The sequence below is a fragment of the Bradyrhizobium sp. UFLA05-89 genome (assembly GCF_059803475.1).
This window is the reverse complement of sequence record NZ_JBANBA010000009.1, coordinates 14,493-34,172: the sequence shown is the minus strand read 5'-3', so window position 1 is coordinate 34,172 and position 19,680 is coordinate 14,493. Positions and strand designations below refer to the sequence as shown.

Genomic DNA, 19,680 nt, shown 5'->3' with positions numbered 1-19,680 from the left:
CTTTCCCAAGGCCACGTCACTCAGTTTCCAGTCGCGGCTTCTGCCGCGCGCCTGGCGATGTCAGCGCGGTCGAAAGCGTTGATCTCCTTGATCAGGCTATTGTCGATGACGTCGGCCGCCGTGATCTTGGCGTTGATCATGTGCCAGTCACTGATCGTGGCCAGATATCGATTGTACACGTCCACACGTGAATAGCCCCAATCCTCCAGCCTGCCGTTCAAGGGCGAGTCGCCGGAGGCGTGGGATTCCGTGAGAGCGATGTTTGACTTTTCCACTTCCGCAACAGATTTGCTGGAAGGAAGTGCCTGCGGGAAAATCTCGTAGAACACCTTCTGGGCCGCGCGTGGCGATGCAAACGTGAAAGCGAGTCCCTTGGCATAGGCGCGAGCAAGACCGATTGCTTCCTGTCTGTGGCCAGCCAGATAATCTGCTTTGGCGATCAGGCCCAACGACGGTGCAGCGTCGATGTCCGGCGCGTCGATCTTGCGCAGGGTCACGCCGGCATTTTCAATCTGCAGATGAGCCAGCGTGAAGATGCTGACTGCATCAATTTCGCCCTTGCGGAGAAAATAAGCGGCTCGCTGGGCATCGCCCACCGCGACCAACGTGACGTCCTTTTCGGGATCGAGACCCGCTGACTTGACAAGGCCTTTGGCAACAGACGCGCCGACGGCGGAGAGCGAGATCACGCCAATCTTCCTGCCCTTCAGGTCCGCGACGCTCTTCGCCTGGCTTTCGGCCGGCACCCGGATCTCCCAGGGTGAGTTCTGATACACGGTAAAGAAGACTTTCGCCTTTAGTCCCTTGGCAACGAACGCAGCGGTCGCCTCAATCGATGGGACGGCGTAGTTCATCTCGCCGGTTGCGACGAATGTCACGCAATCCATGCCCGTTGCGACATTGACGATCTCGACATTCAGCCCCTCCTGCTCGAACCATCCGAACTTCTTGGCAGCGGCGACCGGCGCCAGCGATATTCCGGCGGATGACGTGCACCAGGCGAGACGGACCGGTTTTGTCTCGCTCTTCGCCGCAACGGGCAGCAAGACGGCCAATGACACGAGCAGCGCGGACCCCAGAGACTTGAACGACATGAAGAACTCCGAATTGCCCCGTCAGCGTCCCAGACTGGAACGACGGGTCTTTCGATTGACATCCCAGGACAGAAGGTAGTCGCTGAGCAGCGCCACCATGCGGTTGAGAAGGAAGCCGATCGTTGCGAGAATGACGAGAACGGCGAACTGACCTGCGATGTCGAGATTGCTGCCCATCGTCTGAAGAAGCACGCCAAGTCCCGCACGCGCCCCCACGAATTCGGCGACTATCGCGGCGATGAGTGCAAAGGTCATCGACACCTCTGCTCCGGCCGCGATGAATGGAAGGGCACTGGGCAGACGCAGCAGCGTGAAGATTTGAACGGGGCTGGCGTCGAGCGAGCGGAGCAGGTCGACGCGATCCTTCTGCGCGGATTGAAGACCCGCGACGGCGTTTACCATCAAAGGAAAGAAGCACATCAGCGCAACGGTCACGATCTTGGATTGGATACCAAGTCCGAACCAGATGACGATGACAGGCGCGAGTGCCACCTTCGGAACTGACTGGAAGAACAGGACATACGGATAAACGTAGAAAGATGCCGTGCGGCTCATCGATATGAGCGTCGCAAGAAGCAGTGCGGCGACGAAGGCGACGCCAAAGCCGGCCAGCGTTTCCGTCAATGTCACACGCACATGTTCGAGATACAGGCCTTTCGCCAGGCCGCCCCAGAGTGCTTCTCCGACTGCCAAGGGCGTTGGAAAAATGAAGCTCGCGACTTCGAAATGCACGATGGCTACATGCCAGGCGGTCAAAAGAACGGCAAAGATGGCCAAACTGACCACGACCTTGAGAGCGATATCTTTCACGATCAATCCAGACGTCCGCCGGCGTTGAGATGACCACGAATCTGGTCGGCGTAGCGGCCGAAGGCGGCGGTCGCCGTGTCCGAAATTCCGCGCGGTCTCGCCAAGTCGATCGCAATGTCCGCACGGATCTGCCCAGGTCTTCCGCTCATCACGAGAACCCGGTCAGACAGAAGAATTGCCTCGGGGACCGAGTGAGTAACGAAGACAATTGTCTGCCGCTGCTCCAGCCACAATTGCTGCAATTGCATGTTCAGCGTTTCGCGAGTCAGAGCATCGAGCGCCCCGAACGGTTCATCCATCAGCAGCATCGTCGGATCGTTGATCAGCGCGCGAGCTATGCCCACGCGCTGCTGCATTCCTCCCGACAGCTCAAACGGATAACTCTTCGCAAAGTCGGACAGTTGCACCGTCTCCAGCAACGTCCGCGCCCTTGCTTCGGTTTTTTTCCGGTCGCGGCGATGAACAATTCCAGGAAGCATCACATTGCCGAGCACCGTGCGCCACGGGAAAAGCACAGGCGACTGAAACACCGTGCCGATCTCTCTGCGCGGGCCGCGAACATCGTCTCCGTCGATGAGAATCTGACCTTCGGAGGGACTATCAAGGCCACCGATCAGACGAAGAAGGCTGCTTTTGCCGCAGCCGGAAGGCCCGACGATGGATATGAACTCGCCCGCGAGGACGTCGAAAGTAACCTCGGTCAACGCACAGACCGAGCCGCGCTTGGACTGGAAGCGCTGCTCGACGGAACGAAGACTGATCGTACTGGAGGGCATGAGTCTTGCCGACGGAGAAGAATTGGCGCCGGTCTTACGTTCTCCGGATTCCCTCCGCCAGATGTTCTTGAAGTAAAGAATATCCTGCTAAATTGGCCGGACGTCTCGCGTCGCAATCCAATGTAAGAGGTCGCAATGCAAGCATGAAATTACCGCGGCCAATCGTCCTCCGACGCCGCTCGCGCTCCACCGCATCGGCTGAACCCAGATTGTCTGGCGCGAAACGTCTCGATGCTGTCGACGAAATTGATGCGGCTCGACTCGCTTCGCAGCAGCCAACCTTGCTGCAGCAGCCAACGACGCGATCGGGCGTCCCCTACTCCGCCATCTCGACGGGCTGCGCGCTAGCTGGTCCGGCGAGCGGCCGCTCCTCCATCAGGATCAGGCAGAGCGAGGCGAGAGCCATCATCGCGGCCGCCGCGCCGAAAACGTAGCGGAACGCCATCATCATGTCGGCCGAGGGAATCGCGTTGATCGCGCCATGATGCTCGCCGGCGAGCGGGATGTCGGCGCCGAGCGAGATCAGCAGGATCGCCGCAAACGCTGCGACCGTGAACGAGGACATCAGCGAGCGGAAAAAGTTCATCGCGCCGGTGATGGTGCCGACCTGGGCTCGGGCGACCGAATTCTGCAGCGAGACCACGCAGACCGGGAAGGTCGTACCGAGGCCCAGCGCGAACGCGGCCATCAAGACCAAGAGAGCCCACAGCGGCAACGTGAGGAACGTGAGTCCCAGTCCGCACAGCGCTGCCCACGATGTACCGACGACGGCGACGCGCTTGTAGTGCTTGGCGCGCGCCATGGTGCGGCCGGCGATTGCCGCACCGCAGGTCGAGACCGCCGCGAGCGGAATCAGCGCAAGTCCGGCCTCGCTGGCGCTGAGATGGTAGACGGACTCATAGTAGAGCGGGAGCTGCACGGTGAGACCGGTCATCGCGCCGAGCGCGCAGCCGCCGGCGGTGAGCGCGTAGGGCGCGACCGTACCGCTGAGCAGCGGCAACGGCAGGAACGGCTCGTCCGCCTGCAGCGCGTGCCACACGAAGGTCACGGCGAGCGCGACCGCGGCGCCGATCATCGCAATCACGGTCGGCGAGAGCCAGGGGTAGCGGGTGCCGCCCCAGGTCAAGACCAGCATGAAGACAACCGCGGACGCCATCAGCAAGACGCCGCCGAACCAGTCGACCTTGCGCTTGCGATGGAAGACCGGGATCCTGCCCATCTTCGGCAGCAGCAGCGCGAGCGCTGCGGCTGCGAGCGGCAGGTTGATCCAGAAGATCATCGACCAGTGCAGATGCTCGGCGAACACGCCGCCGATCACGGGACCGAGGATGCCGCCGACCATCCAGACGCTGGAGAAATAGGCCTGGTACTGGCCGCGCTCGCGCGGGCTAACCACGTCGGAGATCACGGTCTGCACCACCGGCATGATGCCGCCGCCGCCAAGGCCTTGCAGGCCGCGCGCCAAAATCAGCATCGGCATGTTTGGCGCTACCGCGCAGAGGATCGAGCCGGCCACAAAGAGGCTCAGGGAGGTTATGAGCATGGCGCGGCGGCCGTAGATGTCGCTGAGCGTGCCGAACACCGGCGCCACGGCGGTGCCGGCCAGCAGATAAGCCGTGATCACCCAGGAGAGGTTTGAGACGTCGCGGAACTGGCGTCCGATGGTCGGCAGCGCGGTCGCCACGATGGTCTGGTCGAGCGCCGCCAGGAACATCGTCAGCATCAGGCTGATGACGATGGTGCGGACTTCGTCCGCGGTCAGCGGCGCCGGCGGAGCGATGGAGGGGGCGTCGTCGACGCTCAAGACCTCGGTCGGAAGGCGGGACAGCTCTTCGGCGATGTCGTCGGACAAAGCCCTGATGTCGGCAGTCGCGTGGCTCTGCCGTTCGAACTTGTTCATTTCGGACGTAGTTCTTGTTGCGGCGCAACGCCGCGATGGAATCGTTCTATGAACTGCAATGTACGCAGCAAATCCTCATCGAGGCAGGCACCTCGATGCATGGGAGCATCCCGTCCCCGGGTCATCCCGAAGACGTGATCGGTTCGAAGACGGGAACGCAGGTGGCCTTGTCAGGCCTTGGGCCGCCTCCTCAGCCGCGCCCGCTTCGGCAGCAGCGCCGGCCACTCGACGATGTGATCCTCGAGCTCCTCGTCCGGGATCTCGTCCTCGCTGCCCTCGACCCGGCCACGCACGGAGACGCCCGCTTCATGCACGGTATTGGGATCGCCTGAGATCAGCGGGTGCCACCAATAGAGGTCGCGCCCTTCCGCGACGAGCCTGTAGCCGCAGCTCGGCGGCAGCCAGTTCAGGGTGCGGACATTGGCCGGGGTCAGGCGCACGCAATCCGGCACCTTCTCGGACCGATTCGGGTAGTCCTTGCAGGCGCAGGTGCCGGCATCGAGCAGCTTGCAGCCGACATGGGTGAAATAGATGTCCCCGGTGTCCTCGTCCTCGAGCTTGTTCAGGCAGCAGCGCCCACAGCCGTCGCAGAGGCTCTCCCATTCAGCCTCCGACATCTGCTCCAATGTCTTGGTTTTCCAGAAGAATCCTTCCTGGCCTGAAGGTCGTTTGGGAGCTGCGGTCATTGCGTCTTCAACTGGTTTCATAAGACAATCGGCCAAACCATCTAGGGCGCGGGCCGATGACGCTGCAAGTAGCGCCGTGGACGTTCCGTAAAGATGCGGGGCCAATTAGGCCTGTCGTTCAAAATCGCGAGCGTGACCATTGGTTTATGGCCCCCGCTCGGCTAGAACAACCTGCGAGTCCCCCCGAAGGACGCAATTGGGCGCCTTGGGTTTGCCGCAACGTTCCCGCAAGACGTCTCGATGCCGCCCCGGCCGGGTGCTTGAACGCTTTCGAACCGAGCCTCAAGGGTTCTAGGTGCGCCAGATCATACCACCGCATTGGAAGAGCAAGGCCCGGAATTTCTTCCTGGACCTCGATGCGCGCATCGACTCCTCGCTGTTCTCCTCGGCCAAGGGCATCCGCGAGCTCTACGAGCGCTACTCGACCTTCATGGACCGCTTCTATGTCGGGCGGTGGAAGCGCTGGGTATTCATCGAGCCGCTGTCGGAGGCCGCTACCCTCGGTCTCGGCGGCCTGGTCCTGCTGCTCACCCTCGCCATCCCCGCCTTCCGCGAGACGGCGGATGAGGACTGGCTGAAGAAGTCCGACCTCGCCGTGACCTTCCTCGACCGCTACGGCACCCCGATCGGCAGCCGCGGCATCAAGCACAACGACTCGATCCCGCTGGAAGATTTTCCGGACGTGCTGATCAAGGCGACGCTCGCCACCGAAGACCGCCGCTTCTACGATCATTTCGGCATCGACATCGCCGGCACCGCGCGCGCCCTCGTCACCAACGCCCAGGCCGGAGGCGTCCGCCAGGGCGGCTCCTCGATCACCCAGCAGCTCGCCAAGAACCTGTTCTTGAGCAACGAGCGCACCATCGAGCGCAAGATCAACGAGGCTTTCCTCGCGGTCTGGCTGGAATGGCGGCTGACCAAGAACGAGATTTTGAAGCTGTATCTGGACCGCGCCTATATGGGCGGCGGCACCTTCGGCGTCGACGGCGCGGCGCATTTCTACTTCAACAAATCCGCTCGCGACGTGACGCTTGCGGAAGCCGCGATGCTCGCCGGCCTGTTCAAGGCCCCGACCAAGTACGCGCCCCACATCAACCTGCCCGCCGCCCGCGCCCGCGCCAACGTGGTGCTCGACAACCTCGTCGATGCCGGCTTCATGACCGAGGGCCAGGTGTTCGGCGCCCGCCGCAACCCGGCCTTCGCAGTCGACCGCCGCGACGAGGCATCGCCGAACTACTATCTCGACTACGCCTTCGACGAGATGCGCAAGCTCGTCGACACCTTCCCGAAATCCTACACCGAGCGCGTCTTCGTGGTCCGCACCGCGATCGACACCAACGTGCAGAAGGCCGCGGAAGACGCGATCGAGAACCAGCTCCGTCAGTTCGGCCGCGACTATCACGCGACGCAGGCCGCGACGGTCGTCGCCGATCTCGACGGTGGCATCCGCGCCATGGTCGGCGGCCGCGACTATGGCGCAAGCCAGTTCAACCGTGCGACCGACGCCTATCGGCAGCCCGGCTCGTCGTTCAAGCCCTATGTCTACACGACGGCGCTGCTGAACGGGTTCACGCCGAACTCGAAAGTGGTCGACGGCCCGGTCTGCATCGGGAACTGGTGTCCGCAGAACTATGGCCACTCCTATTCCGGCTCGGTGACGCTGACGCAGGCGATCACCCGCTCGATCAACGTCGTGCCGGTGAAGCTCTCGATCGCGATGGGCGGCAAAGAGGGCCCGAGAGCGGGCCGCGCCAAGATCGTGGAGGTCGCCCGCCGCTTCGGCATCAAGGCGCCGCTGCCCGACACGCCGTCATTGCCGATCGGATCCGATGAAGTCACCGTGATCGAGCATGCCGTGGCGTATGCGACCTTCCCCAACAAGGGCAAGGCCGTGACCCCGCATTCCGTACTTGAAGTGCGCACCGGTGGCGGCGACCTGGTCTGGCGCTGGGACCGCGACGGTCCGAAGCCGCGGCAGGCCATTCCCGCGAACATCGCGGCCGACATGGCCGGCATGATGAGCCACGTGGTGAGCGAAGGCACCGCGCGCCGCGCCGCGCTCGACGGCATTCCGACCGCGGGCAAGACCGGCACCACCAACGCCTATCGCGACGCCTGGTTTGTCGGCTACACCGGCAACTTCACCTGCGCGGTCTGGTACGGCAATGACGACTACTCGCCGACCAACCGCATGACCGGCGGCTCGCTGCCGGCGCAGACCTGGCACGACATCATGGTCGCGGCACATCAGGGCGTCGAAGTCCGGGAGATTCCCGGCATCGGCATGGGCCAGAAACTGCCGCCGCAGCCGGTTGCCGCCAACGCACAGGCCAATGCGGCGCCGAAGGTGCTGGAGACCAAGCCCGGTCCGCCGCCGATCCTGACCAAGCGCGGCGCCGATATTCTGGTGCGGGTGGAGAAGCTGCTCGACGACGCCGCCAAGACCACGACCAAGACGACGTCCGACGACACGGCGAAGCCGGCCAAGCCCGCCTCGCCGTCGAGCGCGCTCGCCTTCCCGCAGAACTATGCGGCGGAGGAGAACGCGACCTCGTCCGGCCCGCGCAAGAACTGACCTGATCCCATGCGGCTGATCATCATCACATTGACGGCCCTTCTGCTCGCCACCGCGGTCGGCGTCGGCGCGACCTGGATGACGACGACGCGCGGCACCGACATCGGCGCGCTCACGATCGGCGCATGGACGGCGCGCCCGCGCACCGGCACCGCCGACGTCGACCCCTATTCGCGCGCCACCATCGTGCGCAACGGCGAGCTGCCGATCGGCACCGGCGACGGCGTTGCGTTCACCGCGACCACCGACGACAAGAAGAAGGCGCTCGACGGCCGCTGTGACATCGTGGTCTCCGGCGTGACCCCGCCGGCGCGGTTCTGGACGCTGACGCTCTATGACCGCAAGGGCCATCTCGTCGCCAACTCGCTGCAGCGCTACGGCTTCACCAGCCAGGAAATCGTCCGGCAGTCCGATGGCTCGTTCGAGATTCACATCGCCTCGCGCTCCCGCGCTGGCAACTGGCTGCCGACCGGCGGCATCGAGCGCTATGCGCTGATGTTCCGCCTCTACGACACGCCCGTCGGCGTTGCCACGCGTACCCAGCGCGACGCGCCGATGCCGCAGATCGCGACGGTGGGCTGCCCATGATCCGGCTCGCGTTCACGATCCTCGCCGGCGTCCTGCTCGGCCTCATCGTTCACCTCGTCAGCGTGCTGGCGCTGCCACGGATCGCGACCCAGGACGCCTATTCGCGGCTGACGCCGATGACGAAGGAGAACGCGGTCACACAGCTGCCGCTCGCCGATCCCAACACCTCGCCGATGCCGTTCATGGACCCGGCCTTTGCGCTGGCGATCTGCCGTTACGATCTCTCCGGCGGACCCTTGAAGCTGAAGGTGCCGGTGAGCCAGGCCTATACTTCGGTGTCGTTCTACACCCGCAACGAGATCGCCTATTACGCCATCAACGACCGCTCCGCCGGCAAGAAGGTGATCGAGCTCGACCTGATGACGGAAGCCCAGCACAATGCGCTGCCCGAGGACGAGGAGGTCACGGCGGCCGACCGGCTGATCATCGATTCCCCGAGCGCGACCGGCCTGATCGTCATGAAGGCGCTCGCCGCCGAGCCCGGCCTGATGCCGCAGGCCCAGGCCTCGCTGGCGGCCGCGAGCTGCGCGCCGCAGACCGACGCCCCCACCAAGGCCGAGGCCCCGCGCGGGCGGCGGTGAGCGGCCCGTCGGCAGCCGTTATCAAAAATCTGGAAAACAACCCCATGTACAGTAGCCGCGGGCCGGAGAACCGGGCCTGATTGGCTCGGTCCGGGTCGTCAGTCCAACCCGTAACCGAACGCAACCGGCTGACCCAGTGTACGACATGCCAACCGCACTGACGCCGCTTTGAAGGCATTGGGTCAAGGTGAAGAACCGGAAGCATCCAGCGATGCAGCTCACCCTGTCCTGTGGCCCGGTGCGGTCCCGCTGAGATGACGCCGTACCTTATTCGATCCCCAACGAGGAAATGCAAAAAGGGCGATGCTGGATCGGCGCGGCCCAACCAGGTGACCCCAGAGTCGTTTGAACCATGCCACATGGCCCGTCCCTCCCCTACCGTCGGCGCGATGCACAGAGCCCACATAGCGTGGACGCACCGTGGTAGTCCTTCTATCGGAGGGACCATTGGCCTCGTCGCTCACACGCCCGGCCGAAGGATCCTCATCCTTCGGGCGGATGACGCCGTGCACGCGTGGTTCGTCGTCGTGACTATCCGTCTCGGGGGCGGCGCGCTGATCCTGCACGGGTACGACGAGCTTCACTTCCTGATCTGGATCGCGTTCATTTGGTTCGCGCCGGGCGCGCTCCTGCTCGGTTACAGGAGTGAGCACCTGTGACCTCGCAGCCGAGCTTGCAGTCTGCATGTTTGCGCTATGATGCAGACAACGACGCGCCGTTTCGATTTCGGCATCACTGGCGCCGTGACTTCGTGCCCACGTCTCGGCTGCCGCTTCCGAGTATTTGGCGACATAGAAACGTACCACGGCGCAAGAGACACCAGCTGTGGCCGTTTGGCTGAGCGCAATCAATGCTACAAAAGCTGGGATTGCTCGCCTCATCATCGCGATCCCCCGTGACACTAACGCAGCAACTTCAAACGTCTCTGCCTTGGTTCCGCTCGCCACCCCTCCTGGGATGAAGGTGCGCGGATCCCACCAGCCAGGAAAAAATGGCATCCATCCAGCTCCGCCGTCCAGTCGTTGGTAGGGAGCGCGGCGACAAATTCGGTCGGAACGTTTACAAGTTATCTATAGAATCGCACCAATGATGCATTGATTTTGCGCTAGTGATTCCCACGAAAGTTCATTCGAACAAGCGCTAAAGTTTAACAATCCCATTCTCCCGCAAGCATCCCTTCTGAGACATGAGGTTTCGGGCGGATGGGCCGCTTTGTAGCAAGAGCGGCCGCCACTCCGGTTGTGAATCGATCGCGTATCGGCCGGCGCAGGTTGAGCCCGCTCAATGCCCGAAGAGGAGATAGCTGCGGTCACCGCTCCGGCGGCTCCTGGTGTCATCGGTCCAGCCGACGGCGCGGCGATAGCTGCCCAGCGCGTCCGCCTGCTTGAGCGCAACGAGGTCGACTTGCTGGCTCTCATCCGCGAAAGGCGAGACGTAAAGCGCGTCCTCGGGACAATAGAGCTCGCAGAGGAAGCAGGTCTGGCAATCGCCCTGCCGCGCGATCACCGGAACGTCGTCGGTCTTGTCGAACACGTTGGTCGGGCACACGTTGACGCAGATGTCGCAGGACGTGCAGCGTTCGGTATCGATGACCTCGATCATTCCGCGGCCTCCGCAAAGGCCTCGGCATGCGGCCGGACCGCGGTCCAGACCTCGTCGAGACCGCCCGTCGTCACGTAGTGGCGTTGCCGGTGATCCTGATCGGGGAAATCGTCGCGGCGATGCATGCCGCGGCTTTCCTGACGCGCGAGCGCGCTGCGATACATCCACCGCGCGGTCGCAAGCATCGCTGTGCTTTCACGCGCGCGCAGCACGTCGGCCGCGCCGGCGGCGTCAGCTTCCGATGCGTCGCGCCATGCGGCGTCGAGGCGCGCCAGCGCTCCATCCAGCCGCGAAGCCTCGCGGAAATAGTTCAGCTCATACGGGAAGACTTCATCCTGGACGGCCCTCGCCAGCGCCGCCGGTTCGAACGCGCGCCGCGAGCGGCTGCGAAAACCGACCATTCCCGCTGACGATAGTTTTCGCGCGGCCGCCGTACCAGCCTGCCGCGCGTACGCCGCGGCGCCCTGCCCGGCAAGGGTCCCCGACGACATCGCCCAGGCGGCATTGTGGCTGCCGCCGCCAGTGAAACCGCCGCAGATCAGTTCGCGCGTGGCCGCATCGCCCGCCGCATAGAGTCCCGGCACGCTGGTGGCGCAGGTGTCGTCGACGATGCGCAGGCCGCCGGTGCCGCGAACGGTCCCTTCCAGCCGCAACGTCACGGCAAAACTCTCCCTGAACGGGTCGATACCGGTGCGGTCGAACGGCAGGAAGAAGTTCGGCTGCGACACGCGCATGTGCCGCTGCACGTCCTCGTCAGCCTTGTCGAGCCGGGCATAGACCGGGCCCTGAAGCAGCGCGCGGGCAATCGCCGATCGCCCGCCCTTGGACGCTGCGCCAGGAACCAAGCTGCCATCCTCATAGGTGAAGGTGGCCCAGCCGTAAAACAGCGTCTTGGTCACCGAGCCGAACGCCGGCGAGATCGCGTAAGGGTTGGAGAACTCCATGCTGCTGAACTCGGCACCGACTTCCGCGGCCATCAGATAGCCGTCGCCGGTCAGCACGTTCGATCCCAGAGTCTTGCTCAGGAACGCACAGCCACCGGTCGCGATCACCACCGCGTTGGCGCGCACTGTCCAGCGATCCTGCTTTTGCCGGCGCAAGCCGCTCGCGCCGGCAACGGCGCCGGCATCATCCACCAGCAATTCGAGCGCCGGGCTGTGATCGAGAATGGTGACGCCGGCTTGCTTGGTCCGCTTGCGCATCAGCCGCATATATTCCGGACCTTGCAACGAGTTGCGCTGCGACTTGCCGCGATCATCCACCGGATAGGGATAGCCCCATTCGGCGAGGCGATTGCTCTGCTGATAGGTGAGATCCAGCGTGCGAGCCATCCAGCGGCGATCCTGGAGATAGCCGCCGAGTTTCTCGCGGCTGGCCATCGCCGCCTCGCGCTGCGCCGGCACGGGGTCGACGTACCAGACGCCGGTGCCGGCCGCCGCCGTGGCGCCCGACGTGCCGCAAAATCCCTTGTCGGCAAGCACCACCCGCGCGCCGCGCTCGGCCGCGCTCACCGCAGCCCAGGTGCCAGCCGGGCCACCGCCGAGCACCAGCACGTCGGCATCATATTCAACGGATCCGGCCGGCGCGGACCTGCGCTCGGCGCGGTGGAGTTGGTTGGTCATCGATCACGTCTCCAGCTTATACGGTTGCAACCGGACTGCACCCTCATGCCGTGACTGGCGCCTTCCACCGCATGAAGCGCTGCTCCAGAGCCTCGAGGACAGCATTGAACGCGAGCCCGATGGTCGTGATGCCGAGGATGCCGAAATACATCTGCGGGATCAGAAAACTGTACTGGCTGTTGATGATGAGATAGCCAAGCCCCGCCTTGGCACCGACCATCTCGGAGGCGACCAGCACCAGCATGGCGGAGGCGCTGGCGAGGCGAATGCCGACGAAGATGGTCAGAAGCGCCGCCGGAAAGATCACCTTGCGGAACAGTTGCTGCGGCGTCGCGCCCATCGTCCGCGCCGACTTGATGAGGAGCGGATCGACCTGCTTCACCGCAGCGATGGTGTTGAGCAGGAGCGGCCAGGCGCAGCTATAGATCACCATGGTGATCTTCGACATCTCGCCGATTCCGAGCAGCAGGATGAACACCGGCAGCAGCGCCAACGGTGCCGTATTGCGGCACATCTCGATGAACTGCTTCAGGAGATTGCCAAGCCGGGCATACCAGCCAACGGCGAGGCCAAGTGGGACGATCAACGCAACCGAGATCAGAAATCCACTCAACGCGCGCAGCAAGCTCGCCGACACGTCGTCATAGAGTTCGCCGCTTTGCGCGAGCTGCCAGCCCGCGGCGATCACCTCCGAGAACGGCGGCAGGAATACCGGGTCGATCAAGCCGAGTCTTGGGGCGGCCTCCCACACCGACAACAAGATGATGAGCAACAAGGAGCGTTGTCCGAACCCAGACAGCGCGCGCGCGACTGCGCTGAGACGATTGACGCTCGACGACGACCGCTGGTCCGCACCGGATTGTGGACGCCCGTGCGCAAGCTCCAGCAGCGTCAGCGTCTCAAGGCTAGACATGAGCAACCTCCTTCACTTCACGTTCGACACGAGGCTTTGAGACAACGCCGCTCAATTGTCCTTGCTGGGCCTTCTGCACTTCTTCGCGAAGCAGGTTCCAGACCTCGTGCCGCACATGGCCGAACTCCGGCAGCGAGCGCACGTCGTCGGCCTCGCTGCGCAGCGAGGCCGGAACCTCGATAACCTGCTTGATCCGGCCCGGGCGTGACGTCATCACCGCTACGCGCTGGCCCAACACTACGGCCTCGTCGATGCCGTGAGTGATGAAGACGATGGTCTTGCCCGTGGCGCGCCAGATCCGCAAAAGTTCGCCCTGCAACGTCTCGCGCGTCTGCGCGTCAAGCGCAGCAAACGGCTCGTCCATCAGCAACACCTCCGGATCGTAGGCGAGGCTTCGCGCGATCGCGACGCGCTGCTTCATGCCACCGGACAGTTCGTGCGGATAGCGGCCGGCAAAGCCGGACAAGCCGACGAGATCGAGGAAGTGCCGCGCGATCTCACGCCGCTGCTGCGCCTTGAGCCCGGCGATATCGAGTCCGAACTCGACGTTTTCCACGGCGGTACGCCAGGGAAACAAAGCGTATTGCTGGAACACGATGCCGCGGTCGCGGCCGGGCCCGGTGATCGGCCGCCCGTCGAGCAGGATGCGGCCGCTGGTCGGTGTCGTCAGCCCACCCAGCAAATCGAGCAACGTCGATTTCCCGCAGCCACTCGGGCCGACCAGCGCCAGGAACTCGCCTGCGCGAACGTCGAGTGTGATGTCTTCCAGGGCGGTGAAGCGGTCCGCCGGACCGCCCCCCTCACCTCGCGTCACGAATTCCTTACGGACGTGCTCGAAGCTGATCTTGACCGGGCTGGTTTCGACTTGGCTCATCGCGCCTCCGCCGTCTTTCCCGGACGGAAGTAATTCAACTCGTTGGTGTAGATATCCGACGGTTTGAGCTGATCGGGTTTGAGAAGGCCATCCCTGACCAACCAATCGATCCACACCTGCAGCTCGGCATCACCAATGACGCCGCCCTTGGACGCAACACCGGTGCTCTTCCAATATTTGATCGGAGTGGCGTCCTCATTCCGTTTGCGCTCGGCAATGATGCGTTCGAAGCGGGCGCGGACCTCTTCCGGCGGCGTTGCCTGCGCCCATGCGATGGCGCGCGACACGCCTTCGATCAGTTTGCGGGAGGCGTTGGGATTGTCCTTGATGAATTTGTTCCGCAGGACATAGGCGCCGCCCGTGAAATTGCCAAACAGGTCGGTGTCGGCAAATAGCCTGCGTATGCCACCGCGTTCAACTGCCTTGTCGCGCGACACACCGTTCAGCGTGGTCACTTCGACCTGCCCTTGGCGCAATGCCTGCTCGCCGGCAACCGGCGGAATTGCGACCAGCGTCACCTGCTTCGCCTCCGCCGGCGTCAGGCCGTTGCGGGCCAGATACTCACGCAATGCGAATTCGTGATGAGCGCCGAGCGTGTTGACCGCGACCTTCTTGCCGATCAGGTCGCGCGCCGTCCTGATCGGGCTGTCCTCCTTCACGTAGTAGCCGAGGTGGGTGGAGTCATCGGATCCGTAATAGCCGACGACTGCCTTGATCGGCGCTTTTGCCGCGATCAGCTTGATCACCGAGCCATAGAATGCGCCGCCTATGTCGATATCGCCGGTGACCACGGTCTGGATGTCCTGGGGACCGCTGATGGTGTTTCCGACCCATTTGAGCTTGAGCGGGGCGAGGTAACCCAAGTCGTCAGCCAGTTCGATAAAGGTCACTTGGCCGACCCAACCCTGGTAGCGGATCTCGGTCGTTTCGAGCGGCGGCTCAGCGAAGGCGGAGGCCGCAAAGCCCAAGGTCAGGGTGCCGGCCAGCAGCAATCCCGCGGCCTTGCGCGCGGCGAGGTGCCGCGCGCGAACAAATCGGAACAGGGAGTTCATTCTGTCAAATCCTGTCAGTGAAGCTGGATCAGGCGGCCTTCGCTGTCTGCGGTTTCAGCGTCTTGACCCGCGTCACGCTGCGACGGCCATCGACGCTGAGCGGGACCTCGCCATCGATGGTGGCTCGGCGAACGACGCGATGCTGATCCCCATAGTCGTTGACCGCGTAGTGTTGGGTCGCGCGGTTGTCCCAGATCGCAACGTCACCGACCCGCCAATTCCAGCGCACAGTGTTTTCCGGCGCCGTGACGTGAGACTGGAACAGGTCGAACAGTTTTTGGCCGTCATATTTCGGCAGCCCAACGAAACGCTGGAGAAAATTGCCAAGCACCAGCGTGCGCTCGCCGGTCTCGGGGTGGACGCGCACCACCGGATGCTCCGTCTCGTAGACGGTGCCGGTGAACACTTCGTCGAAGCGCTTCCTGTCCGCCTCCGTCGCGCGCACCTTCGCGGCGTAATCATAGGCGTTGCTGTGGACGGCCCAGAGCTCGTCGGCAAGCTTGCGCAGCGGCGCCGGCAGGTCGAGATAGGCCGCTGCCGTGTTCGACCAGAGGGTATCGCCGCCATACGGTGGGATCACAACACCGCGCAGCACCGAGATCTTTGGATAGGCGTCGACGAAAGTCACGTCCGTATGCCACTCGTCGGCACGGCCGCCGCCGCGGCCCGAATCCAGCTCCAGGATCGACGCGGTACCTTTGCTCGCACCAACCGTCGGATGCGGCACGAGGTTTCCGAGCCTGGCAGCAAAGCGCTCCTGCTCGGCATCGTCGAGATGTCCCTGGTCGCGGAAGAATATGACCTTGTTCTCGAGCAGCACCTGATTGATGGAGCGAATGACGTCATCGGACAGATCGCCGGACAGCTTGATGTTCCTGATCTCAGCCCCGATTCTGGCCGCGCGCTTGATGATATCAGCGCGCGGAATGACGTTATCGATGGTGGTCGCATTGCTCATGATTGTACTCTCTAGTTGCTAATTTCAGACAAAGCTCCGCCATGCGCAGATCGCATGGGCGGAGAATAATGGATGATGTCCTGGCTTTTATTCCCGGGGGATCGCGTCGCCGGCTAGATGGTCCGCGGTGTACGGATCCCGGCGGTACAGCTCTCCGCCATCGCTTCAGCCCAGCACGGCGCGCGCAAGGCCGAGGTCAGCCAGGCTACTTCGCGAATGACGAGTGGATCGGATTGCCGCATGGTGAAGGATCTCGCTTGGACGTTTCAGATCGTAAAAGCGATCGCGGTCCAGTCAATGAAACGAAACCAGCTTTGTTTTCCGCGGAGAGAAATGATCGCTTCGTCGGCGACACCGGCGTGAAAAAAATTGTGATGATTGCCGTCCGAATGACCGCTTCACGCATTCAAGCGCCGACAAATCAAGCCAATCGACCCACGAAGCAGACGGATTCACTCACTTTCTTCATCAGCGCGAACGCACTCGTCTCCGATCGAGGAGAAATCCCACAAGGTTCTTGCTCGATTCCCGCACAACAACGCAAATTCATTTCATCGACGGTTACCCTGAAATTGAAAAAGGCCGCCGGAACATGTCCAGCGGCCTTCGCCCTTTACGTGGTTCGCCGGGCGACGCCCCGACGACTACAGATCGATGCTAGCGGCGATGTTACGGCCCTGCAGTTCGGCAATCTTCATTCCGTCGGCCATTACCTGCGCGAACTCCGGGTCCTTTGCCACCGCCTCCTGCACCTTGCCGTAGACTTCCCAATTGGCGTAGCGCGTCGTCACCAGCAACTCTCCTGCCCAGTGGCCGGTGTGGAAACGGGACAGCCGAAGAAATTCGGCACCGTGTTTTTCGAAGATTTTCTTCGCCTGCCTGACGATCTTGGTCATTTCCTCGGGCTTGTCGGTTTTGAAGCGAGTAAACTGAACGATCGGCATGGGACTACCTCCATAGTGATGTGAAAGATCCAAGAGGCATGTATCGAGCGACGTTTGAGGAGCAAATCTCAATCCGACCTCGATGAACGTTTGTCTTCATCGACTCGTTGTTGGTTCAGGCTTCGCTAGCGGCAACAACTCTGCCCTTTCGCGGCGTATGGGCTTGCATCGTCACTGGCCAAAGCAGGTGGGCCGATATCAAGGCCTACCTGTGCCATAGGCAGGACGCGCTCGAACACGAAGCGAGAGGTCACTGGTATTTCCGCGTCCGCGCGACCGTCCTGGCCGATGAGGATGAGGCCTGCTCCGCCATTTGCCACGGTCAGGATGACGGCTTCACCTGTCCATGTCTGGATCGGCCTCATTCCAATGATGAGAAACTCACCGATAGGCTGGTCCAAATATTGAAGTCTGAGCTGCGGAGCAATTTCAGCCGGTGCAAGACCGAAGCCCAGTTGCTGCGCGAGTGCGTAGATCTGTCGTAGCGACACGGTCTCGCTCCGAAAGCCCAATTCGGCCGCCGACACCGTCAGAAGCTCTGCCGCCGCTTTCGTGCCACTGACGGTAAAGGCCGGCCGAGCAAGAGCCGCCGCAGCCGAGTCGCCGACGCCGCAACCGATCGCGCTCATGGCGTTGAGAAGAGCGAACGAATCCGAGAATGTCCCGATTGTTATCGTCTTCCACACCGCAACATCCGAAGCCGATGCCACCGAACTCGGCGGTCTCGGGACAACGGGAGCCGTCTTGAGCGTCAACTGTCTCTGCAACACGTCGCGTGCGGTGCATTGAGCCTTGGCCTCGTTCGTGGATCCGAGGATGCACGCGGTGCAGAGCACCAACAACACGGCAACCGTAGTGCCGTCGCGCCAGCCCGTCGAATGACGCGAGCGCGCGATGCATCGCTGAGAGGTAACGCAGTCGATCTCACCGCACCTCGTGTCGATATCGCAGAGGTCCTTGCTGGTGAGGCCGCGCAACACGGCAGGCTGCGTAGATGCGGCGGCCTGTCGTAACCATGCGGCGCCTATCAGCGCAATCAAGCCCCTCATGATGACCTCCCTCGCAATGCGAGATCGGCATGCGGCGCATGCTGTTCTTGTTCGACGTCTTCGGAAGATGCCAGCAGGCCGTCCGAACCGCTTTACAAGCAGCTTCCTTTTTTCTTACCGTTACCTTTCAAACCCGATCCAAGGTGCCATCGTACCTGGAGAAGGCGTTTGCTCTTTGCAGACTGCACCCCGACCAGAACCGTCAAAGGCCGCCCTATCCAAGGATCCCCTTCAACCCCGCGTAGATCGAGCCGACCGCGGTGGCGGCGACGCCGACGAGGGGACCGACGGTCTGCATGAGGTCCTGAATCAGGCGCGCCCGGCGGCGCAATTGCTCCTCGCCGACGTGCTGGCCGAGAAGGCGCGCGATCCTGAACGCGAAGGCGTTGGGCTTGCCGCCTTGCGTCAGAACCCGCGGCAACACCTGGAAGATCACGACGCCCAGGATGTTGCCGGACAGGAAGGCGAGCAGGATGCTCGCGCCATACTCGAAGACCTCACGCCACTCGACCCAGACTTCGGGAAGAATCGGGACGCGGTCGTGAATGCCGGTCACCGTCAGCATCAGCTGGATGCTGAGGGCCGCGCACAGCACACCCAGCACCAGCGCGCCGATCAGGGAGACCCGGTGCAGCGGATAGGCGATCAGCCCGAACAGGAGAGGTATGATGATCGACGCCAGCCGGAGCGGCAGCGGCGAGATGTTGAAGGTGATGGTGACGAGGACGTGCGTGGTGACCAGCAGCAGCGCGGGAATCACGACATAGAGAACCGCGTGGGTCGCAAAATACCGCACGGGGTTGTTGTACCGCTCGAGCCTGGCACCGACGCGGTCGAGATCGCGCCTGAGCCGGTCGAGGTCTGTGACGATCTCGTCGATCTCGGCAAGCATCGGGCGCACGACACGCAAATCGCGCGAGCAGTGCTTGCACGCGATGGCTTCATCCTTGATGGTCTCGGCGCAGAACGGACACTCCATCGTCAGCGCGACTTCCTGCGGGTCATGATCGCCTCGATCTCGGCTCTGGCGCGCCGCAACTCGTCACGAAGCTGGTCCCGCTTGCGCAGGAGATCGTCGCGTTCGGCTATCAGCGTGGGAGGAATGGCGATGTCGCGCGCGCAGGACGCGCAGACCAGCGCGCTCTCGACATTCTCCGACCGGCAATAGGGACACTTCATCGCTTCACTTCGGCGCGATCTTCAGGGTGAAGCTGGCTGTGCCGGGGCGGCCGTCGCTGTCCTTGATGTCGACCCGCACCAAATACTCGCCCGGGGGCAATTCGGCGTCCTGCATGTTGATGCCGTCGGCCTGGATGAACGGCTTGACCCGCGCGGTCAGGTCCACGTTGGGCGAGCGCAGGAAGAACACCTTGACCGAATCAGGATCGATCTTGGCCCCTCCGAAGGACTCGAACTTGAGTTGCAACCGCAGCGGCGAGCTGACCGCATCGCTGGGCGAGACCACTTCCACCTTCGGACCGCGCAAAATGCCGCGCCGGTCGGTCGCAATGGCCCCCTTTGGCGGCGGCAGCTTGGCTTCGTCTTCCGTGATCAATTGCGTCGCTTGCGCGACCCCTGAACTCAAGAGGCCAGCCGCGACGAGCCCGAGCAACGTCTTCCGCATCATCCTCACTCAACCCTTTCTTCCCACGCACC

At 63.0% G+C, this 19,680-nt stretch carries 20 protein-coding genes; 4 read left to right on the top strand and 16 right to left on the bottom strand.

Features of this window, described 5'->3' with window-relative positions; translation table 11 throughout:
- Nucleotides 1-20: 20 nt before the first annotated feature.
- The 5 genes from SO139_RS07230 to SO139_RS07210 all read right to left on the bottom strand — a co-directional run bounded on the left by SO139_RS07230 (nt 21) and on the right by SO139_RS07210 (nt 5,266).
- Complete coding sequence (locus SO139_RS07230; RefSeq protein WP_449381463.1) at nt 21-1,094, bottom strand: ABC transporter substrate-binding protein; 1,074 nt, start codon at nt 1,092-1,094, stop codon at nt 21-23.
- Nucleotides 1,095-1,115: 21 nt separating this feature from the next.
- On the bottom strand, nt 1,116-1,904 hold the full coding sequence (locus SO139_RS07225) for an ABC transporter permease (RefSeq protein WP_449381462.1): 789 nt from the start codon (nt 1,902-1,904) through the stop codon (nt 1,116-1,118).
- Between the two features lie 2 nt (nt 1,905-1,906).
- A complete protein-coding gene (locus SO139_RS07220; protein WP_449381461.1) occupies nt 1,907-2,680 on the bottom strand; it encodes an ABC transporter ATP-binding protein in 774 nt (257 codons plus the stop codon).
- Between the two features lie 316 nt (nt 2,681-2,996).
- A complete protein-coding gene (locus tag SO139_RS07215) occupies nt 2,997-4,580 on the bottom strand; it encodes an MDR family MFS transporter (protein WP_449381460.1) in 1,584 nt (527 codons plus the stop codon).
- Between the two features lie 170 nt (nt 4,581-4,750).
- Nucleotides 4,751-5,266 carry a YcgN family cysteine cluster protein gene (locus SO139_RS07210; protein ID WP_449381459.1) on the bottom strand — a complete coding sequence of 172 codons (516 nt, stop codon included), beginning with the start codon at nt 5,264-5,266 and terminating at the stop codon, nt 4,751-4,753.
- A gap of 295 nt (nt 5,267-5,561) precedes the next feature.
- Here SO139_RS07210 and SO139_RS07205 point away from each other — a divergent pair, with 295 nt between their 5' ends.
- The 4 genes from SO139_RS07205 (at nt 5,562) to SO139_RS07190 (ending at nt 9,669) form a co-directional block, all read left to right on the top strand.
- Nucleotides 5,562-7,841, top strand: coding sequence for a transglycosylase domain-containing protein (locus tag SO139_RS07205; protein WP_449381458.1), 2,280 nt, complete (start codon nt 5,562-5,564; stop codon nt 7,839-7,841).
- Nucleotides 7,842-7,850: 9 nt separating this feature from the next.
- Nucleotides 7,851-8,429: a DUF1214 domain-containing protein gene (locus SO139_RS07200; RefSeq protein WP_449381457.1), complete on the top strand. Its 579-nt coding sequence runs from the start codon at nt 7,851-7,853 to the stop codon at nt 8,427-8,429.
- Nucleotides 8,426-9,010, top strand: coding sequence for a DUF1254 domain-containing protein (locus SO139_RS07195; protein WP_449381456.1), 585 nt, complete (start codon nt 8,426-8,428; stop codon nt 9,008-9,010). Before SO139_RS07200 ends, SO139_RS07195 begins: the two co-directional genes overlap by 4 nt.
- 506 nt (nt 9,011-9,516) lie before the next feature.
- Nucleotides 9,517-9,669 carry a hypothetical protein gene (locus SO139_RS07190; protein ID WP_449381455.1) on the top strand — a complete coding sequence of 51 codons (153 nt, stop codon included), beginning with the start codon at nt 9,517-9,519 and terminating at the stop codon, nt 9,667-9,669.
- Between the two features lie 622 nt (nt 9,670-10,291).
- Here SO139_RS07190 and SO139_RS07185 read toward each other — a convergent pair.
- From SO139_RS07185 to SO139_RS07135, 11 genes are all read right to left on the bottom strand, one after another.
- Nucleotides 10,292-10,612, bottom strand: coding sequence for a 4Fe-4S binding protein (locus SO139_RS07185; RefSeq protein ID WP_449381454.1), 321 nt, complete (start codon nt 10,610-10,612; stop codon nt 10,292-10,294).
- Nucleotides 10,609-12,234: an FAD-dependent oxidoreductase gene (locus SO139_RS07180; RefSeq protein ID WP_498539845.1), complete on the bottom strand. Its 1,626-nt coding sequence runs from the start codon at nt 12,232-12,234 to the stop codon at nt 10,609-10,611. Before SO139_RS07180 ends, SO139_RS07185 begins: the two co-directional genes overlap by 4 nt.
- Nucleotides 12,235-12,277: 43 nt before the next feature.
- Entirely contained in the window at nt 12,278-13,147 is an 870-nt protein-coding gene (locus SO139_RS07175; RefSeq protein ID WP_498539844.1) for an ABC transporter permease, read from the bottom strand.
- Entirely contained in the window at nt 13,140-14,021 is an 882-nt protein-coding gene (locus SO139_RS07170) for an ABC transporter ATP-binding protein (RefSeq protein ID WP_474797080.1), read from the bottom strand. Before SO139_RS07170 ends, SO139_RS07175 begins: the two co-directional genes overlap by 8 nt.
- A complete protein-coding gene (locus tag SO139_RS07165) occupies nt 14,018-15,073 on the bottom strand; it encodes an ABC transporter substrate-binding protein (protein WP_474797079.1) in 1,056 nt (351 codons plus the stop codon). The genes SO139_RS07170 and SO139_RS07165 overlap by 4 nt, the downstream gene beginning before the upstream one ends.
- A gap of 28 nt (nt 15,074-15,101) precedes the next feature.
- Nucleotides 15,102-16,031 carry a TauD/TfdA dioxygenase family protein gene (locus SO139_RS07160; RefSeq protein ID WP_449383819.1) on the bottom strand — a complete coding sequence of 310 codons (930 nt, stop codon included), beginning with the start codon at nt 16,029-16,031 and terminating at the stop codon, nt 15,102-15,104.
- 644 nt (nt 16,032-16,675) lie between these two features.
- Nucleotides 16,676-16,975 carry a hypothetical protein gene (locus SO139_RS07155; RefSeq protein ID WP_449383820.1) on the bottom strand — a complete coding sequence of 100 codons (300 nt, stop codon included), beginning with the start codon at nt 16,973-16,975 and terminating at the stop codon, nt 16,676-16,678.
- 125 nt (nt 16,976-17,100) lie between these two features.
- A complete protein-coding gene (locus SO139_RS07150; RefSeq protein ID WP_498539854.1) occupies nt 17,101-17,820 on the bottom strand; it encodes a hypothetical protein in 720 nt (239 codons plus the stop codon).
- A gap of 418 nt (nt 17,821-18,238) precedes the next feature.
- Nucleotides 18,239-19,003: a hypothetical protein gene (locus tag SO139_RS07145; RefSeq protein WP_449383821.1), complete on the bottom strand. Its 765-nt coding sequence runs from the start codon at nt 19,001-19,003 to the stop codon at nt 18,239-18,241.
- 2 nt (nt 19,004-19,005) lie between these two features.
- Nucleotides 19,006-19,203 (bottom strand): hypothetical protein, encoded by a 198-nt coding sequence (locus tag SO139_RS07140; RefSeq protein ID WP_449383822.1) that lies wholly within the window; start codon nt 19,201-19,203, stop codon nt 19,006-19,008.
- 4 nt (nt 19,204-19,207) lie between these two features.
- On the bottom strand, nt 19,208-19,648 hold the full coding sequence (locus tag SO139_RS07135; protein WP_498539843.1) for a hypothetical protein: 441 nt from the start codon (nt 19,646-19,648) through the stop codon (nt 19,208-19,210).
- Between the last annotated feature and the right edge of the window lie 32 nt (nt 19,649-19,680).